Annotated in this window: 15 protein-coding genes, 1 other RNA gene and 1 other annotated feature; of the genes, 13 read left to right on the forward strand and 3 right to left on the reverse strand. The window is 37.0% G+C overall.

What is annotated here, in order from left to right:
- Positions 1 to 219 precede the first annotated feature (219 nt).
- Together ACFQU5_RS01140 and dtd are read left to right on the forward strand one after the other, a co-directional pair.
- Complete coding sequence (locus tag ACFQU5_RS01140; RefSeq protein WP_390283862.1) at positions 220 to 2,418, forward strand: RelA/SpoT family protein; 2,199 nt, start codon at positions 220 to 222, stop codon at positions 2,416 to 2,418.
- 24 nt (positions 2,419 to 2,442) lie between these two features.
- Positions 2,443 to 2,892 carry a D-aminoacyl-tRNA deacylase gene (gene dtd / locus ACFQU5_RS01145; protein WP_390283864.1) on the forward strand — a complete coding sequence of 150 codons (450 nt, stop codon included), beginning with the start codon at positions 2,443 to 2,445 and terminating at the stop codon, positions 2,890 to 2,892.
- Positions 2,893 to 3,050: 158 nt separating this feature from the next.
- Here the strand turns inward: dtd and ACFQU5_RS01150 are convergent, their stop codons facing one another.
- Positions 3,051 to 4,694 (reverse strand): N-acetylmuramoyl-L-alanine amidase family protein, encoded by a 1,644-nt coding sequence (locus ACFQU5_RS01150; protein ID WP_390283866.1) that lies wholly within the window; start codon positions 4,692 to 4,694, stop codon positions 3,051 to 3,053.
- Between the two features lie 159 nt (positions 4,695 to 4,853).
- Positions 4,854 to 5,091 (forward strand) — a binding site (T-box leader).
- Between the two features lie 77 nt (positions 5,092 to 5,168).
- Here ACFQU5_RS01150 and hisS point away from each other — a divergent pair.
- From hisS to ACFQU5_RS01170, 4 genes are all read left to right on the forward strand, one after another.
- Positions 5,169 to 6,437, forward strand: coding sequence for a histidine--tRNA ligase (hisS, locus tag ACFQU5_RS01155; protein WP_390283868.1), 1,269 nt, complete (start codon positions 5,169 to 5,171; stop codon positions 6,435 to 6,437).
- Between the two features lie 29 nt (positions 6,438 to 6,466).
- Positions 6,467 to 8,239: an aspartate--tRNA ligase gene (aspS, locus tag ACFQU5_RS01160; protein WP_390283870.1), complete on the forward strand. Its 1,773-nt coding sequence runs from the start codon at positions 6,467 to 6,469 to the stop codon at positions 8,237 to 8,239.
- 273 nt (positions 8,240 to 8,512) lie between these two features.
- Positions 8,513 to 8,706, forward strand: a non-coding RNA gene (gene ssrS, locus ACFQU5_RS01165) — 6S RNA.
- Positions 8,707 to 8,849: 143 nt separating this feature from the next.
- The gene (locus ACFQU5_RS01170; protein WP_390283872.1) at positions 8,850 to 9,611 is read left to right on the forward strand and encodes a tRNA threonylcarbamoyladenosine dehydratase; all 762 of its coding nucleotides are present in this window, start codon (positions 8,850 to 8,852) and stop codon (positions 9,609 to 9,611) included.
- Positions 9,612 to 9,649: 38 nt separating this feature from the next.
- On the opposite strand, the gene ACFQU5_RS01175 is transcribed toward ACFQU5_RS01170, so the two are convergent.
- Entirely contained in the window at positions 9,650 to 11,110 is a 1,461-nt protein-coding gene (locus tag ACFQU5_RS01175; RefSeq protein WP_390283874.1) for a methyl-accepting chemotaxis protein, read from the reverse strand.
- A 164-nt stretch (positions 11,111 to 11,274) separates the two neighbouring features.
- Between ACFQU5_RS01175 and ACFQU5_RS01180 the strand changes: the two genes are divergently transcribed.
- From ACFQU5_RS01180 to ACFQU5_RS01195, 4 genes are all read left to right on the forward strand, one after another.
- Complete coding sequence (locus tag ACFQU5_RS01180) at positions 11,275 to 11,673, forward strand: aminopeptidase (RefSeq protein ID WP_390283876.1); 399 nt, start codon at positions 11,275 to 11,277, stop codon at positions 11,671 to 11,673.
- 209 nt (positions 11,674 to 11,882) lie between these two features.
- Positions 11,883 to 12,392 carry a hypothetical protein gene (locus ACFQU5_RS01185; RefSeq protein WP_390283878.1) on the forward strand — a complete coding sequence of 170 codons (510 nt, stop codon included), beginning with the start codon at positions 11,883 to 11,885 and terminating at the stop codon, positions 12,390 to 12,392.
- A gap of 375 nt (positions 12,393 to 12,767) precedes the next feature.
- Entirely contained in the window at positions 12,768 to 13,322 is a 555-nt protein-coding gene (locus ACFQU5_RS01190; protein WP_390283880.1) for a sigma-70 family RNA polymerase sigma factor, read from the forward strand.
- Positions 13,315 to 13,473, forward strand: coding sequence for a YvrJ family protein (locus ACFQU5_RS01195; protein WP_390283882.1), 159 nt, complete (start codon positions 13,315 to 13,317; stop codon positions 13,471 to 13,473). The genes ACFQU5_RS01190 and ACFQU5_RS01195 overlap by 8 nt, the downstream gene beginning before the upstream one ends.
- Before the next feature lie 379 nt (positions 13,474 to 13,852).
- Here the strand turns inward: ACFQU5_RS01195 and ACFQU5_RS01200 are convergent, their stop codons facing one another.
- Positions 13,853 to 15,139 carry a replication-associated recombination protein A gene (locus ACFQU5_RS01200; RefSeq protein ID WP_390283884.1) on the reverse strand — a complete coding sequence of 429 codons (1,287 nt, stop codon included), beginning with the start codon at positions 15,137 to 15,139 and terminating at the stop codon, positions 13,853 to 13,855.
- A gap of 117 nt (positions 15,140 to 15,256) precedes the next feature.
- Between ACFQU5_RS01200 and cymR the strand changes: the two genes are divergently transcribed.
- The 3 genes from cymR (at position 15,257) to mnmA (ending at position 18,040) form a co-directional block, all read left to right on the forward strand.
- On the forward strand, positions 15,257 to 15,676 hold the full coding sequence (gene cymR / locus ACFQU5_RS01205) for a cysteine metabolism transcriptional regulator CymR (RefSeq protein ID WP_390283886.1): 420 nt from the start codon (positions 15,257 to 15,259) through the stop codon (positions 15,674 to 15,676).
- Between the two features lie 79 nt (positions 15,677 to 15,755).
- Positions 15,756 to 16,898, forward strand: coding sequence for a cysteine desulfurase family protein (locus ACFQU5_RS01210; protein WP_390283888.1), 1,143 nt, complete (start codon positions 15,756 to 15,758; stop codon positions 16,896 to 16,898).
- Positions 16,899 to 16,918: 20 nt separating this feature from the next.
- Positions 16,919 to 18,040: a tRNA 2-thiouridine(34) synthase MnmA gene (gene mnmA / locus ACFQU5_RS01215; protein ID WP_390283890.1), complete on the forward strand. Its 1,122-nt coding sequence runs from the start codon at positions 16,919 to 16,921 to the stop codon at positions 18,038 to 18,040.
- The last annotated feature ends 78 nt before the right edge of the window (positions 18,041 to 18,118 follow it).

An 18,118-nucleotide genomic window follows, 5' to 3' on the forward strand; every position in this document is an offset into this window, starting at 1 on the left:
GTAATTAGTAATTAGAAAAGAGGTTGTCTCAAATTGAAGCGAGACAACCTTTTTTTTGTACATAAGTAATAATAATTTCACAGTATTTCTACAAATAAGGTCAAAATGAGCCATTTTTTATAAAGTATTTGTCGACGTGCCTTTACATCTTGTACAAATATTTTATACAATTAAAGCTATATATCCTAATCGGAAAATTTTTAACAAGGTGGACAACAAATGGCGAAAGAGCAAATATTGACGCCCGAAGACGTATTCGCGCTAGTCAAAGCATATATGAACGATGAACATGTTGCCTTTGTAAAGAAAGCTTACGAAGTAGCAAATGAAGCACATAAAGAACAGTTACGCAGTTCAGGGGAACCATATATCATACATCCTATTCAAGTTGCCGGTATTTTAGCGGAATTACAAATGGATCCTGATACCGTTGCTGCCGGTTTTCTTCATGATGTAGTGGAGGATACGACTGTTACACGAGAAGATTTAGTAAAAGAATTTAGTGAAGAAGTCGCAATGTTAGTTGACGGGGTAACAAAACTCGAGAAAATTAAGTATTTATCTAAAAAGGAACAACAAGCAGAAACCCATCGAAAAATGTTTGTTGCCATGGCACAGGATATCCGCGTTATTTTGATTAAACTTGCTGACCGTCTTCATAATATGCGTACGTTAAAACACCTATCTGCTGAAAAACAAAGACGTATTTCGACTGAAACCTTAGAAATTTTTGCACCACTTGCTCATCGCCTTGGAATATCGAAAGTTAAATGGGAGTTAGAAGATACGGCATTACGTTATTTAAATCCTCAACAATATTATCGAATTGTTAGTTTAATGAAAAGAAAACGTGTTGAACGTGAAGCGTATTTAGATAATGTAATGGATGAAGTCAAGTCTCAATTGGGAGATGTTGAAATTCATGCAGATATTTCAGGACGACCAAAGCATATTTATAGCATTTATCGAAAAATGGTCTTACAAAATAAACAATTCAACGAGATCTATGATTTATTAGCCGTACGTGTGCTAGTAGATAGCATTAAAGATTGTTACGCTGTCCTAGGAATTGTACATACATTATGGAAGCCAATGCCTGGTCGCTTTAAGGATTATATAGCGATGCCGAAACAAAACTTATATCAATCGCTTCATACAACTGTCATCGGACCATATGGCGATCCTTTGGAGGTACAGATCCGTACGCGAGATATGCATCAGATTGCTGAATACGGGATTGCGGCACATTGGGCATATAAAGAAGGTAAATCTGTTAACGGTGAGAAAGAAACAATCGATCAAAAATTAACATGGTTCCGGGAAATTTTAGAATTCCAAAATGAATCTTCTAATGCAGAAGAATTTATGGAATCATTAAAATTCGACTTATTCTCTGATATGGTTTATGTGTTTACACCAAAAGGAGAAGTGATTGAATTGCCGGCAGGCTCGGTTCCAATTGACTTTGCTTATCGTGTCCATTCAGAAGTGGGAAATCGGACAATTGGTGCGAAAGTAAATGGGAAGATGGTCCCGTTGGATACGCCTTTAAAGACTGGTGATATCATTGAAATTTTAACTTCAAAACAATCCTTTGGTCCAAGTCGGGATTGGCTGAAATTGGCGCAAAGTTCTCAAGCGAAAAATAAAATTAAACAATTTTTTAAGAAGCATTTGCGTGATGAAAATGTTGTAAAAGGCAAAGATTTAATTGAGAAGGAAATTAAGTCTCAAGACTTCGATGCAAAAGAAGTTCTTTCAGCAGAAAATATAAAACGAGTATTAGATAAGCTAAATTATACGAACGAAGAAGATTTATATGCTGCAGTTGGTGTAGGCGGCATTACTGCCCAACAGATTGTAAACCGTTTAGCTGAGAAGAAAAGAAAAGAGCGCGAACAAGAAGTTGCCCTAGAAAAAATTGTAAAAGAAATGCAAAATAATCAAGCAAGAAAAAGCCGTACAGAATCTGGTGTCATCGTAAAGGGCATCGAGAATTTGCTTATCCGATTATCGCGTTGCTGTACGCCTGTACCTGGAGATGAAATTGTCGGATTTATTACAAAAGGCCGTGGTGTATCTGTCCATCGAGCTGATTGTCCGAACATTCAAGAAGGCGAAAATGCAGATCGTTTAATTGAAGTGGAATGGGAACATAGTGAAACGCCTATTCGAAAAGAATATCCAGTTGATATTGAAGTTTCAGCATTTGATCGTCCTGGTATTTTAAATGATGTGATGCATGCAGTAAGTGAAGCGAAAACCAATATTCTAGCCGTAACAGGACGTGCTGATCAGGATAAGATTGCCACTATTCATTTAACGATCTCCATTTCGAATATTTCCGCTTTGCATAAAGTGGTGGAAAGAATAAAACAACTGCCGGATATTTATTCAGTTCAACGTGTAATTAATTAATATTAATAAACCCGAGGTAAACTAATGCGAGTAGTAATTCAAAGAAGTAAACAAGCATCTGTTACAGTTGATGGTCTAGTAACAGGTGCAATTGATTCAGGATACGTCTTATTAGTAGGATTGACTCATGACGACACACTTGACGATGTACAATATGTGGCAAAGAAGGTTGCAGAACTCAGGATTTGGGAAGATGAAGCAGGAAAGATGAATCATTCCATTGTAGAACACGGTGGTGCAATTCTCTCTGTATCGCAATTTACTTTATATGCCAATACAATAAAGGGAAGAAGACCGAATTTTATTGATGCGGCAAGACCCGAAACTGCACTTCCCTTATGGGAGGCATTTAACGATGAGTTAAGAAATTCTCATGGATTACAAGTAGAGACAGGTGTTTTTGGAGCAATGATGGATGTATCATTAATCAATGATGGTCCTGTAACAATCATTGTCGAGTCTAAACCTAAATAATATGCTTGTGAGGTTGACTAAAGTGGCGTTTGAACAACAACTCTTTAGCATCAGCCTCTTTTTATTTTGACTTAAAAATTGAAAGGCAGTATAAGAACTAATAAAGAGGCTAACCCCAGTCACACATGGTTTGGGTTAGCCTCTTTTCATCTCAAATATTATTCTAGTTGTCCATCAAAGTAATTTAATATCCCTTGATAAATCCCTAAAGTTGCCTGCTCACGATAAAAATCAGTGGTCACAACACTCTCCTCACCAGGGTTGCTTAAATAACCCAGCTCGATTAATATTGCAGCTTGTTTGTTTTCACGGGTTACTAAGTAATTGCCTGGTTGGACACCACGATCTCGAATTGTCACCTTTTCAGAAAGCCCGGCATGGACATATTCCGCTAACTCCTGTTGATAACTATTGGTGTAGTAGGTGGTAAATCCAGATATGGAACTATCTTCGGTTGCATCATAGTGAATACTTATAAATGCATCGGCAGCATATTGATGTGAAATGGACACCCTTTTTCGAAGATCGACATAAACATCAGATTCACGTGTCAATATCACTTCAGCACCAGCTGAGCGTAATTTAGATTTTAATAACTCAACGGTTTTTAAGTTAATCTCCTTTTCATTCGTTCCACGAACACCAGTTGTTCCTTTGTCATTCCCACCATGACCTGGGTCAATAACAAGGGTTAATCCCTTTAAAGTTCCTTTTTTGCGCTCTTCCTTCTTTTGAGGTTCTTCTTTACTATTCAATTTAGTGTCGTCGCTGTCAAAATCCTTTGAAACGACCCAATCTGCCACATAAGCAGTTGTGTTTTTATCAACTTCAATTTTGTACCATTCATCCTCGGTTGAAAGGAGCTTATATTTTTCGCCTGCATTTGCATGAATGACTACATCGGAAGAAGTTGATGGCTCCTCACGAAGGTTTGTACCATTATAGATAATCGTCACATAAGAGCTATCGGTTTCTTCTGTTTTATCCGAATCAACAGAAGTTGGGATTTTTTCATTTACTTGAAATGTCCCGTAAAAACTATAGACCCAGCCCTCTTTTTTACCATATTGGATTTTTACCCAATTATTATCTCGTTCAAGAACATCGTATTGTTCACCTTTATTTGCTGTTCCAAGCTTTTTGGAGGATAAATCAGCTTTTTTTCGTATATTTACTGCATCTACGGAAATAGTAAATAAATTCGGGTCAATTTTAGTGGTTCTGTCTCCCGTTTCAATGGGATCTGTCAATTCTTCCTCGGAAGTATTGCTTGTTTCTTGCTCTTCATTTTTCTTAATGGTTACATAATCTGCAGAAACCCATCCTTGGCTGCCATTAAATGATATTTGAATCCAATTTGCCTCGCTCTGTAGCACTTCTGCTTCGTCACCAGTGTTTAATTGACTCAAAACAGGCGATGAAACAGATGGTTCTGCACGCAAATTTAAATGGTCCACTTGTGAAATGATGGAACTTACCTCGGTAGAATGGTTTTTTGGAGATTCATTAGGCTTTACAGCTGATGTTAACCATGAAGCTACCCAGCCTTCCATATCCTTTACTTTTACATGATACCAGTCATCCTGCTTCTCAATAAATGAAAGTTCTTGTCCCTCTTTCAAGGTTTCGATAATCGGATAGGATAACCCTGGACCTTCCCGTAGATACAGTATATCTGCAGAAACAACTAAATCTGACTTCTCATTAGATGCATAGGCCGAATTTGTTTCATATGTATACGGAGACAGCAGTGAACAAAGTAAGATTAGCGTGATCAAGTATTTTAACGGTTTATGATGCATTCATTATCTCCTCTCTTAGAAATTCTAATTATGTGACGTTAACTCGATATATACTGTTATTATTTTAAATTCAAATATGCAATAAAATCTACACTTTTTTGAAAATAGTTGACAAATCTGCCATGGCACAATTAAGATAGGATATATTATATAGCGCAATGAATGCCATTGACCAAGCAAGTAGAAATTACCTCTGTAGACAAGAGAGGGGAAGACTAGGCTGAAATCTTTCCTGCTGCATGTAGTGACGAACAACACTTGAGAGGCTCTTTTTCGAAAAACAAACTGTTTAGTAGGGAAAGACGGAAAACGGCCGTTATCCGTTTATGAGAGGATGTATGTTTGTACATCAACTAGGGTGGAACCGCGGAAGTAACTACAAGCTTTCGTCCCTTGCGATTCGCAAGGGGCGGGAGCTTTTTTGTTTTTTCCAAATAAGTCCGCAAATCAATTAAGAATGAGAGGAGCATATTAATGAATTTTAAAGTACCAAGAGGAACTCAGGATATTTTGCCGGAACAAACTCCTAATTGGCAAAAGGTTGAATCAATTCTAAGAGAGTTAACTCATGTTTACCGTTATAAAGAAATTCGCACACCTATTTTTGAGCAAACAGAATTATTCCAGCGCGGAGTGGGTGATACAACAGATATCGTCCAAAAAGAAATGTATACATTTGAGGATCGTGGAGGACGTTCATTAACTCTACGCCCAGAGGGTACAGCATCCAGTGTTCGTGCCTATGTGGAACATAAAATGTTTGGTTATCCAGATCAACCCGTGAAGCTTTCTTATATGGGCCCTATGTTCCGTTATGAACGCCAGCAAGCAGGTCGTTATCGTCAATTTGTACAATTTGGAGTAGAGGCCATAGGGAGCAGTGATCCTGCAATTGATGCAGAAGTTATTTCACTTGCGATGGACATTTATCAAAGTGTTGGTTTAAAAGATTTAAAATTGGTCATAAATTCTCTTGGAGATATAGAAACAAGGGAGGCACACAGAACAGCTTTAATACAACATTTTGAACCTAGTATCGGGGAATTTTGTTCCGACTGTCAAAATCGTCTGGCTAAAAATCCTTTACGTATTCTAGATTGTAAAAAGGATCATGACCACCCATTAATGAAGAATGCCCCAGCATTAACGGACTATCTAACAGAATCATCAGCTCATTATTTCGACCAAGTTAAAAAATACTTGGATGTATTAGGCATTAGTTATGTAGTCGATCCAAACCTGGTTCGAGGTCTGGATTACTATAATCATACTGCATTTGAGATTATGAGTACTTCTGAAGGTTTTGGAGCTATTACAACGCTTTGTGGGGGCGGGCGCTACAACGGTTTAGTTGAAGATATTGGCGGACCGGATGTACCAGGCATCGGTTTTGCAATGTCGATTGAACGTTTACTCCTTGCTCTGGAAGCTGAAGGTGTAGAGTTGGATGTGCAGGATCGTTTAGATATCTATCTTGTCGCTATGGGTGATGAGGCGAAATTAAAATCTGCTGAATTAATTAGCTCTTTCCGTGCAAAGGGAATATCAGCTGATATGGATTATATAGATCGAAAAATGAAAGCGCAAATGAAGTCTGCCGACCGACTAGGTGCAAAATTTGTACTTGTTATTGGTGAATCAGAGCTTGAAGAAATGAGTGTCAACGTAAAAGAATTGGCAACTGGAAATCAAGAAAAAGTTCCATTCTCTGAATTGGTGAATTACGTTTTAGAACATAAATAAATATTTGTAAGCAAATTGGAGGAAAGAAAATGGCTCAGAGAACACATGCATGTGCGCAATTAAGTGAAGAACAGCAAGATGAAAAGGTAGTTTTAAAAGGATGGGTACAAAAACGCCGTGACTTGGGTGGGCTAATCTTCGTAGATGTACGTGACCGTAGCGGAATCGTGCAAGTCGTATTTGGAGACGAAGCAAAAGACGCATTAGCAATTGCAGAGAAAATTCGTAACGAGTATGTAGTGGAAATTGAAGGGACAGTCGTTCTTCGTGATGAAAGTCAATTCAATCCGAACATCAAATCGGGGAAAATTGAAGTGATTGCCACTTCCATCAACATTATCAATGAAGCAAAAACACCACCTTTTGCAATTGATGATAAAGTTGAAGTATCTGAAGATATTCGTTTGAAATATCGCTATTTAGACTTACGTCGTCCAGTAATGTTCGATACATTCAAATTGCGCTCAGATATTACACGTTCAATTCGCAACTTTTTGCAAAACGAAGGTTTCTTGGAAGTAGAGACGCCAATTTTAACTAAATCAACGCCAGAAGGTGCACGTGACTATTTAGTACCATCTCGTGTACATGAAGGCGAATTTTATGCACTACCGCAATCTCCGCAATTATTTAAGCAATTATTAATGGTTTCAGGATTTGAGAAGTACTTCCAGATTGCTCGTTGCTTCCGTGATGAAGATTTACGTGCAGACCGTCAACCAGAATTTACGCAAGTTGATATCGAAACTTCATTTATGTCGATGGAAGAAATTATTGGCATGAACGAGCGTTTAATCCAAACGGTTATGAAGGAAGCTAAGGGTGTTGACGTGCAGCTTCCATTCCAGCGTATGTCTTATAAAGAAGCAATGGATCGCTATGGTTCAGATAAACCTGACGTTCGCTTTGGCCTTGAACTTGCCCAGCTTTCAGAGATAGTCCGTGATTCTGCATTTAAAGTATTTGCGCAGGCTGTTGAGACTGGTGGAGAAGTGAAAGCAATCAATGTAAAAGGGAATGCAGACAAATATTCACGTAAAGATATCGATGCATTAACTGAGTTTGTTAAGATTTATGGTGCAAAAGGTTTAGCTTGGTTAAAAGTAACCGAGGAAGGATTAAACGGCCCAATCGCGAAATTCTTTGAAGGTGAGGTTGCTGAGAACTTAATCAAAGCAACAAATGCAGAAAGCGGAGACTTATTGTTGTTCGTAGCGGACTCATCAGATGTTGTTGCAGCGAGCTTAGGTGCTTTACGTAATAAATTAGGGAAAGAACTGCAATTAATAGATGAATCTGTTTATGCTTTCCTATGGATTACGGATTGGCCATTGCTTGAGTACGATGCAGAAGCAGGCCGCTACACAGCTGCCCACCATCCATTTACGCGCCCGTTTGAAGAAGATATCGATAAAATGGAAACAAATCCAGCAGAAGTACGAGCGCAAGCTTACGATATCGTATTAAATGGTTACGAATTAGGCGGGGGATCTTTACGTATTTACGAACGCGATTTACAAGAAAAGATGTTCAAATTATTAGGTTTCACACAAGAAGAAGCGAAAGAACAATTCGGATTCTTATTAGAAGCGTTTGATTATGGGGTTCCGCCACACGGAGGACTTGCATTTGGATTAGATCGTTTTGTAATGCTGCTTGCAGGCCGCACAAACCTGCGTGACACAATTGCATTCCCGAAAACAGCCACAGCAAGCTGTTTACTCACTTCCGCTCCAAGCGAAGTATCGGATGCACAATTACAAGAATTAAGCTTAGCTGTTAGAAAGAAAAAAGAAGACTAATTTCATTTATATAGGGTAACGCAAATGGCTGTTTAAAGTTTCCAGCTGTTTGCGTTATTTTTTGCTGGTTTTTAAGGTAAGTGGGCGGGCGTTATAATTTTACTAAAATATTGAAATTTCAACTTTAACTAGAACTCATCATCAAATACTTAAACTTTAAAATGAGACAAATCTACTATTCGCTATTGGATTCTGTTTATAAAGAAAAAAATTTAATATTTTTATATATACATATTGAAAATTCAGATAATTAATGTTATTATAGATTTAACACGAATCCTAAAGTGTTTGTGAAGCTTATATTACTGTTTTGACCGAACAATAAATCGTTGGGAATTCATATTTTGCTTTGGCGAACAAGCCCTGCAATGGACGAGGGAAGTTTAAAGAAGTAAAGAGAGTACCCACCTGTGAATAAGCGGGTTCAAAACGATGCTTTCCATGCTAACGGCATATTTGGGATTCGTCATGCCAAAACTCTCCTGCAAGTGTAGGAGGGTTTTTAATTTTTCCAAAGGTATACTTTCTTCGATTTGGATTCAAATTTACAGTAAGGGTTCCTTATGTTATAATTCCGAGTAGTATAATATAGATTGAGAGGCATACAATTATGTTACATCAGTTTTCAAGAAATGAACTAGCGATTGGAAGCGAAGGACTTGAGCTATTAAAAAATACGACAGTAGCTATTTTAGGCGTCGGCGGAGTTGGGTCCTTTGCGGCAGAAGCATGTGCTCGCAGTGGTGTCGGACGTATTATTCTAGTGGACAAGGATAATGTAGATATTACAAATGTTAATCGTCAATTAGTAGCTTATCTTTCAACAGTTGGGAAGTCAAAATCAGCTGTTATGAAAGAACGCATTGCTGATATAAATCCTGAGTGTGAAGTAATCGATATGCATATGTTCTACACTGAAGAAACATATGAAGGTTTCTTCGCCCAAGATATCGATTTTGTTATTGATGCATCTGATACGGTCATGTATAAAATCCATTTAATGAAAGAATGTCTAAAAAGAGAGATCCCGATTATTTCCAGTATGGGTGCTGCGAACAAAATGGATCCAACTAAATTCCAAATTGCGGATATTTCTAAAACACATACAGACCCATTAGCAAAAGTAATTCGTACAAAGCTTCGTAAAGAGGGAATCACAAAAGGAGTTATGGTGGTCTTTTCAGATGAATCACCTATAGTAGTTCGTCCTGATGTAGTGGAGGAAGTAGGAAATCCAAATGCCCAAATTCGAAAAGCCAAAATGCCTCCTTCATCAAATGCATTTGTACCTTCTGTTGCAGGGCTAATTGCTGCAAGCTGGGTAATCAACCAAATTTTAAAAGATGTAAAAATCACAAGAGTCAATGAATAAGTTGAAGGAGGTGTCGCCTGCAATGACACCTCCTTTCTTTATTGGCGAATAGTTAATGTTTCCTGATACGTTTCTTCTATATGTTCAGAAACCTGTTGCTGTTCATGATTTACTGAAGTCAGTATAGAGCTTAGCTGGTCTACCGCAGCAGTTGATTCTTCTATGATTGCTGCAAAATCTGTTGTCGTTTCTTGAATAGCTTTACTATTCTTTCCAATCATATCCACAGCGTTTACAAATTGGTTTAGGTCAATCTTTAGAGAGTCCATGGACTCAAATAACTCAGTAAATGTTTTATTTGATCGTTCGGCCTTCCCGATTTGATTTGTGATATGCTGTAAGCCGTCTTCAAGTTTTATTAAAGCGTCCTGGTTATAAGCATTTACCTCAGATAGATTTTGATCAATTTTAATGAGTGTTTGATCAGTCGTACCTGCTAATTTTCGGATTTCATCGGCTACGACTGCAAAACCTTTTCCGTGTTCACCGGCACGTGCAGCTTCTATAGATGCATTAAGCGCCAGTAAATTTGTTTGGTTTGTAATTCCTTGAATCGCTAAAGCAAATTGATTTGTTTCATTTATCTTTTTCGAAAGAATATGGAACGTCTCATTTAATTGGGTAAAGAAGGCTTTGAATGAATCGATTTCATTTGATAACTCGTTCATTGCATTTGCTCCTGTAATGGCACTTTTGCTTGCGATTTCTGCATTACCAACAATGATACTCAATTGGTCTTGAATCTTTGATATTTCTTCAGTAGTTGCTTCTGTGCTATGAACAATTTCAAAAACATGACTAGCTTGACGTTGAGAGCCTGAACTAACTTCCTGGATGGAAGAGATCATATTGTTTTGTGCAAGTGATGCACTCGCCATACTTTTTGTAATAGTTTCTAGTTTGGATGTGATTTTTTGAACAGCTTTGTCTAAATGGTTGTGCAAATTTTGTTCGTAGATAGCTTTTTCATTTGCTTCAATAATTAATCCTTCAATATTTTGGAACATTTTTTTATTTTGGCGAACTTGAAGAAATACAGCTAAAGCCATTAATGTATGCACCACGAAAACGTTTGCAGGATCAACGGCAAATCCATCTGTATCTAATGCGAAGTTTAAGATCAAGCATAAAAGTGATCCCATGTAACCAAGTACAAACACTTTATATTGATTGTGAATACTACCAATAATTAAAGCGAAGAAGCTTAATACAATTGTGGCTAATGTAACTTTATTAGTAATGATGGTTCCGTAGACAGTAAGCACTACTGCTATTATAGTCAGATAGGGAAAAGCTGAACGGAGTATTTCCCACCTTCGTTGGAATAAAAAATAGATGAAAATAAAAATCACAGGCAGCAAAACGGAGAAGGCAACTCCTATCGGACGTCCAATGACAAATTGAGCGATGCCTCCCAGTAATGCAGCAATCCCGTATACAAGCATCAAAATTGTATTTTTTTCTAATAGGCCATCTTTTTTTATTTGATCCATATTCATGATTCGCCCCCCCTTTTAGTCCTAATTCGATATGTAGAAAAATAAGTATATTTGATTAATTTATACATGAATTTCTCGCTTTTGTCACTATAATAATAGATAGAAAGCTAAACTAATTTTAAAGGAAGAAAAGAGGATACAAACTGCTTGAAAGGAGGAAGGACATGAATGGAGTCTTTGAGTTTGAATATAGAGGTTTGAATATAATAGATGAAATTAGTACTGTGGAAGTCGCCCTAGATCCTGTACATAATGCATTCCATATCTATGATACAAATGATGTAGTTGAGCCTGAATATAGCTTCTCTTTAAAAAAGTATGTAATGAGTGATGGTTTTTATAGAATGGCAAACGTATTATATGAAAAGCAATTCTTTGAATCAGCAAGTCAAACAGTAGAACAATGGATAAGTGAAAAGACATGGTTGTTTTACGGATCAAAAAAATCCATCATAAAATATTATGGGGTGGACATTATCGAGATTTCGAAAGAAGAGTGTATAGATGAAGATCTAAACGAAATACATCATTTATATAACAAATATGTTATGAGAGTCTTATAAATGATTTTGTTTTTCTTATATAATTTAATTCGAGAAATCTTGCGTTAAAAGATTCTGAATATAGAAGTGAAATTATCTTCAAAAAAGAGACTTTTTTACATTTATATCGCATTATTTTGGTCATTTTTTAAATTCCGAAATGTTTTCCCTCCAATCTTGTTATAGTAATGTTACCTTTTTTTAAGGTAGCTAAGGGGAGGGATTTATATATGTCGACAAAAGTGCCTTTGAAGGACTTGCTTCAGCTGAAAGAGCAATTAGACGAGATTGTATTTAATTACATCGATACATCTCAAAAATGGGAAGTAGCTTATTCTAAATTAGATTCACTACTAGAAAATGTTACCGCTTACTATGATAGCTACATGGAGGCAAATGGGGACAAGCCTAAGGAAAATACAACAGCCGTTTTATTTTTAAATGTATCATACAAGTTAATCTATTTTCATACGATTTCGTTTTATCATTTGAAAGAAACGAATCAAGAAGTGGTCAAAGAACGAGTTTTGGAGTTATTGACGCTAGCTGCTAATTGTATTCCAGATGTTAATAAAGAAAATCATATAGCATATTTACAAGAAATTGCCGCAAGCTTTGAAGAAATCTCGAATATACAAGGAAAGCAACAGGAATTCGAGAAGTTAAATTTAGAGCGAAATAGCAGTATAGTTGATTGCTTCGATACATTTTCGAAAGCTAAGAATCTATTGTTAAAATAAATTAATCAAAAGGTAGAATCGCATCACTGCGATTTTGCCTTTTTTTTACATAATCCATATTCCTCATTTTGAAGTATATCGTGACAAAAAGGTTGTTATTTGAAAGTAAGATTGTCCTTTATATAATACATAGATGCTAACTTGATACAAATGGAATCTAAATGATGACAAAAGAAGGCAGTTTTCAAATGTTTTAACTAACTAATTCCCTAAGCCCTTAGTTTTACAGTATAATACGAGTACTTTTTTAAAAAATTAGTCGAAAGTATAGGATTTTTTATTAAAAAAATTTTCAGTAATTTGGTATATTTACTCTTTTGGGGATTTGTGATTATTACTATAATGAAACAAATGTTCTTTTAAGGGGGTATGAAAATGGTGGATACTCAATTTAAGAACCCGTTATTAAAAACGTTTTTAGAGGAACATGAACATTTGGAGCTTTATCACCAATATTGCAGTACGCCAAATGAATGGTTAAGGAAATTGATTGATGAACGATTTATACAATTTTATATTCGAATTCGGGCAATTGCATATTTTTCTAAAATAATATATTTCACGGCTCGTCATTTTGATATGGAAAGTCGAAAATATGAAAAACGGTACGTATTAACTCTTGATAGTTCTGGTAGTAATGGAAATAAAAATGACTGTATTAGTACGTTAAAGGAAATGATTGTAGATGAGTCTGCGTCTATACAAATTCACGAATGGATGAATCATGATTTAGAGCAATATATTCAACATCCTATCTTGTATAAAGCCATTCAATCATTAAATAAAAGACAACAGCAAATATTATATCTGTCCTATGTTAGTAATATATCTGATACAGAGATCAGTAAAAAGTTAAATGTGACACAACAAGCAATATCAAAATCCAAAAATAAAGCTTTGGCGAAAGTGAGGCGATTGATAAATGCTTGATGAACAACTCATTAACCTAATTAGTAACAATGGTTTTCCGATTGTCATTTCAATTTACCTATTGCTGAGGTTCGAAAAAAAGATTGAAGTTCTTGAACAATCGATTCAAGCTTTACGAATTGAAATGAATTTAACAAAAAACAAGGAGTGATCCCCATTAAAGAGTATATTTCTCCTTTAGAGTTGATAGAGCTTCTGAAGCCAAAAATTAAAAAGGAATTAAATCAAACTGATCCCAAAAATCGTGACGATTTAGAAAATGAAATTATACTTAAAATTTTGGAGGGATTAAAGACTAAAAAATTTCAAAGGATTCCAACATTTTTTGAATTGCTTGAAAAGGAATTTCCTCAAAACATCGAGGAAAAAGGCTCCAATAAATGAACTGACTTGTTTTGATACACAATTATTAAAAGGGAGTTTGTAAAGTCAAATCACAACCTTTTTTGAAAGTTTTTCGTAGTTGATGCTGTGAATTTTTCAATCATTATTTAAAGGAGTTGTCCTAAGGCTAGGGACAACTCCTTTCTTTAGTTCTTACTTTTAAAGGTTTTTAATTTATCATAGATGCCAGCCATTCTTTTTTCTTCGCCTGCTAAAACAGGCTTATAAAATTCTTCATTTGCAAGTTTTTCAGGTAAGTATTCTTGATTGACCCAGCCTCCAAAGGTTCCTATTGGAAAGTCATGAGGATATTGATACCCAACATGGCCCAACACTTGTGCTCCTGCATAATGAGCATCGCGAAGGTGTGGCGGGATTTCCCCGGTTTTTCCTTCATGAATTGCAGCAGTTGCAGCATCTAGGGCAGAGTATGCCGAATTTGATTTAGGAGATAAGCACATTTCGATTACTGCATTGGCTAAGGGAATTCGTGCTTCCGGCAAACCTAAAGTTTTGGCTGATTCAGTAGCTGCATACACATGGGCACCCACCGCTGGATTAGCCAGTCCCACATCTTCATATGCCATAACGAGCAATCTTCTACAAACCGCAATTAAATCTCCGTTTTCAAGCAAATGTGCCAAATAATAAATAGCAGCATTAGTGTCACTGCCCCGCACAGATTTTTGGAGTGCAGACAATAGATTATAAAAGTGTGAACCACCCTTGTCTCCATAGACTCCGATTCTTTTAGACAGGTGTTCAATTATATGGTCTTCAACGATTGCTTGTCCATCAATTTCATCGGAAGCATAAAAGATAGATTCCAATAATGTCAAACCTTTTCTTGCATCTCCATTTGCCGCAAGGGCGATCTTGTTAATCTGCTCGTCGCTAATCTTGATGCTTTCTTTGCCGAGCCCACGCTCAGCTTCAGTTAGGGCAGTGGACACTAATTGTGCAATATCTTCCAAAGTGTGCCGTTTGAGCTGAAGTATTTCTCCACAACGCGAACGAATCGCTGGATTTACATCATGGAAAGGGTTTTCTGTCGTTGCTCCTATTAATACAATTGACCCGTTTTCCACATGTGGTAATAGAGTGTCCTGCTGCAATTTATTGAAACGATGAATTTCATCTAAAAATAATAAGACTTTCCCTGCAATTCTCGCTTCCGAAACAATTTGTTCCACGTCTTTTTTTCCGGCATGTGTTGCATTCAAGGCGAAAAAGGGGAGTTTGGAGCTACCCGCAATTGCATAGGCAATGGATGTTTTCCCAATTCCAGGTTCTCCATATAGAAGCATTGAAGGGACATGACCATTATGGATCATTTTATACAGTGCTGTATCTTTTCCGATTATATGTTGTTGCCCGATTACCTCGTTTAAGTTTCGCGGGCGCATCCGGTATGCTAATGGTTCATTGTGCATGTCTTTAGCCTCCAATCGTATGTTCTCTCCTTCTATATTAGTGCTTTTCCAAGTGGAATTAAAGGATTTATGATATACTTGAGCTAAAGAATGGACAAGAAAAATAGAGGTGTTATAATGAAAATTTCTACAAAGGGTAGATACGGATTAACGATTATGATTGAATTAGCAAAACATTATGGAGACGGGCCGATTCCATTGCGTCAGATTGCTGCGGAAAAAGAATTATCCGAAGCCTATTTAGAGCAACTTGTTTCTCCACTGCGGATTGCTGGCTTAGTCAAAAGTGTCCGTGGTGCATATGGTGGATATCTGTTGGCGTTGCCTCCTAGCAAAATCTCAGCTGCCGATGTTATTAAAGTATTGGAAGGACCAATTCAACCAGTCGAAGGAATTGAAAATGAAGAAGTACCGCAACAGCAATTATGGATGAGAATTCGTGATGCAGTTAAAAATGTACTTGATACAACATCAATTGAAGATTTAGCTAATTATACTGACGAAACCGATGTAGATGGCTACATGTTCTATATTTAATCATAGAGTTAACGTGTAACTGAACTTTTTATATACTATTAACTATTCATACAGTTTTTAAAGGAGCTTTTGATTTACTATGGAAACAATCTATCTAGACCATGCCGCAACTTCACCGATCCATCCTGAGGTGATTGCAGTGATGACTGAAGCTTTTGAGCACACTTTCGGCAATCCTTCCAGTATTCATAGTGCGGGTAGACAGGCGCGAAAGGTTTTAGATGATGCCCGCACTAAGTTAGCTCGTGCGATTGGTGCAAAAGATACGGAAATTATCATCACGAGCGGTGGAACAGAAGCAGATAATACAGCGATTTTTGGCGTAATAAATGCCCTGAAATCGAAAGGGAAACATATTATTACGACTCAAATAGAACATCATGCCGTATTAAATACATGTGAAAAGCTTGAAAAAGAAGGATACGAGGTCACTTATTTACCAGTGGATAAAAGTGGGCGTATTTCCTTGGAATCCTTCGAAAAAGCACTACGAGAAGACACAATTCTTGTAACGATTATGTATGGGAATAATGAAGTAGGTACTGTTCAACCAATTTCTGAAATTGGGGAGATCTTGAAGAACCATCAAGCGGTTTTTCATACAGATGCAGTACAGGCATTTGGTTTAGAAAAGTTAAATGTAGATGAGCTTCACGTCGATTTATTAAGTGTCTCTAGTCATAAATTAAATGGTCCAAAAGGTATCGGCTTTTTATATCAAAGAACAGGAACATCTTTAAGTGCAACATTTGTAGGTGGTTCTCAAGAGAAGAAAAGAAGAGCAGGCACTGAAAATGTTCCAGCTGCAGTTGGTTTTGCCAAGGCGGTTGAAATAGCGCAAAACGAAATGGAGACCAAGCAAGCACAATATGAACAGTTTCGAAGTATTTTCGTAACTGTACTGGATAACGAAAAGATTGATTACAAAATAAATGGCAATGCCGAGCACACATTACCACATGTTTTAAATCTTAGCTTTAAAGGAATGGATGTAGAATCATTCTTAGTAAACTTGGATATGTCAGGTGTCTATGCTTCAAGTGGCTCAGCTTGTACAGCTGGTTCAATTGATCCGTCCCATGTGCTTGTAGCAATGTTTGGAACGGATCGTGAGGAGCTTCGTAACTCGATTCGTTTTAGTTTTGGGTTAGGAAACACGGAAGATTTGATAAAAGAAGCAGCCTTGCGCACGGCAAAAATTGTCAAAAGGCTTGCGAATTAATAGAGAAAAGGTGAACGACAATGGTAGAAACAAGAGACCCATCACAAATCCGTGTTGTTGTCGGTATGTCTGGTGGGGTCGATTCGTCAGTTGCAGCCTACTTACTAAAAAAACAAGGCTATGACGTCATCGGAATATTTATGAAAAACTGGGATGATACAGACGAATTTGGTGTATGTACAGCTACAGAAGATTATGATGATGTAATTAAAGTATGTAATCAAATCGGCATCCCTTATTATGCAGTGAACTTTGAAAAACAATATTGGGATAAAGTATTTACTTATTTCCTCGAAGAATATAAAGCAGGTCGCACACCTAACCCGGATGTTATGTGTAATAAAGAAATCAAATTTAAAGCATTTCTTGATCATGCCATGAAACTGGGAGCCGACTATTTAGCTACTGGTCACTATGCACGTGTGGAAGAACGTGACGGTGAGGTGGCAATGTTGCGCGGTGTTGATAATAATAAAGACCAAACCTATTTCCTGAATCAGTTATCACAAGACCAATTAAAGCATGTCCTGTTCCCAATTGGCGATATTGCAAAGCCAGAGGTTCGCAAAATTGCTGAAGAAGCAGGTCTTGCGACGGCAAAGAAAAAAGACTCAACTGGAATTTGTTTTATCGGAGAGCGTAACTTCAAAGAGTTCTTAAGTCAATATCTACCAGCACAGCCAGGGGAAATGGAGACTTTTGATGGACGAGTAATGGGTACACATGACGGTTTAATGTATTATACAATTGGTCAACGCCATGGCTTAGGAATTGGTGGAGACGGAGATCCATGGTTTGTAGTTGGAAAAGACCTGGAACGAAATGTATTATATGTTGAACAAGGCTTCCACCATGATGCATTATATTCCACTTCTTTAAAAGCAGTCAAAATGGCTTTTACATCTAACGAGGAAAAACCTTCTAAATTCAGCTGTACTGCTAAATTCCGTTATCGACAAGAGGATACACCTGTCGAGGTAGAGCTTTTAGAAGATGGAACGGCCCTTATTACTTTTGAAGCACCTGTTCGTGCCATCACACCTGGACAAGCTGTTGTTCTATACGATGGAGAGGAATGCTTAGGTGGCGGAACGATAGATGAAGTATTCAAAAATAGTGAGAAATTAACCTATGTTGGCTAAAATTAAAAAGTGAGTTAGGACTGCTTTCAATTACAGGAAACAAGGAACGGTCCAAATTTTGCATATGGCTTATCGATT

This window comes from Ureibacillus sp. GCM10028918 (assembly GCF_042666115.1).
GTDB lineage: Bacteria > Bacillota > Bacilli > Bacillales_A > Planococcaceae > Ureibacillus.

What these genes read in the sequence shown, in the direction of transcription:
- ACFQU5_RS01140 (WP_390283862.1), top strand. Translation starts at nt 220, where the DNA reads ATGGCGAAAGAGCAAATATTGACGCCCGAAGACGTATTCGCGCTAGTC.
- dtd (WP_390283864.1), top strand. Translation starts at nt 2,443, where the DNA reads ATGCGAGTAGTAATTCAAAGAAGTAAACAAGCATCTGTTACAGTTGAT.
- ACFQU5_RS01150 (WP_390283866.1), bottom strand. Translation starts at nt 4,694, where the DNA reads ATGCATCATAAACCGTTAAAATACTTGATCACGCTAATCTTACTTTGT.
- hisS (WP_390283868.1), top strand. Translation starts at nt 5,169, where the DNA reads ATGAATTTTAAAGTACCAAGAGGAACTCAGGATATTTTGCCGGAACAA.
- aspS (WP_390283870.1), top strand. Translation starts at nt 6,467, where the DNA reads ATGGCTCAGAGAACACATGCATGTGCGCAATTAAGTGAAGAACAGCAA.
- ACFQU5_RS01170 (WP_390283872.1), top strand. Translation starts at nt 8,850, where the DNA reads ATGTTACATCAGTTTTCAAGAAATGAACTAGCGATTGGAAGCGAAGGA.
- ACFQU5_RS01175 (WP_390283874.1), bottom strand. Translation starts at nt 11,110, where the DNA reads ATGAATATGGATCAAATAAAAAAAGATGGCCTATTAGAAAAAAATACA.
- ACFQU5_RS01180 (WP_390283876.1), top strand. Translation starts at nt 11,275, where the DNA reads ATGAATGGAGTCTTTGAGTTTGAATATAGAGGTTTGAATATAATAGAT.
- ACFQU5_RS01185 (WP_390283878.1), top strand. Translation starts at nt 11,883, where the DNA reads ATGTCGACAAAAGTGCCTTTGAAGGACTTGCTTCAGCTGAAAGAGCAA.
- ACFQU5_RS01190 (WP_390283880.1), top strand. Translation starts at nt 12,768, where the DNA reads ATGGTGGATACTCAATTTAAGAACCCGTTATTAAAAACGTTTTTAGAG.
- ACFQU5_RS01195 (WP_390283882.1), top strand. Translation starts at nt 13,315, where the DNA reads ATGCTTGATGAACAACTCATTAACCTAATTAGTAACAATGGTTTTCCG.
- ACFQU5_RS01200 (WP_390283884.1), bottom strand. Translation starts at nt 15,139, where the DNA reads ATGCACAATGAACCATTAGCATACCGGATGCGCCCGCGAAACTTAAAC.
- cymR (WP_390283886.1), top strand. Translation starts at nt 15,257, where the DNA reads ATGAAAATTTCTACAAAGGGTAGATACGGATTAACGATTATGATTGAA.
- ACFQU5_RS01210 (WP_390283888.1), top strand. Translation starts at nt 15,756, where the DNA reads ATGGAAACAATCTATCTAGACCATGCCGCAACTTCACCGATCCATCCT.
- mnmA (WP_390283890.1), top strand. Translation starts at nt 16,919, where the DNA reads ATGGTAGAAACAAGAGACCCATCACAAATCCGTGTTGTTGTCGGTATG.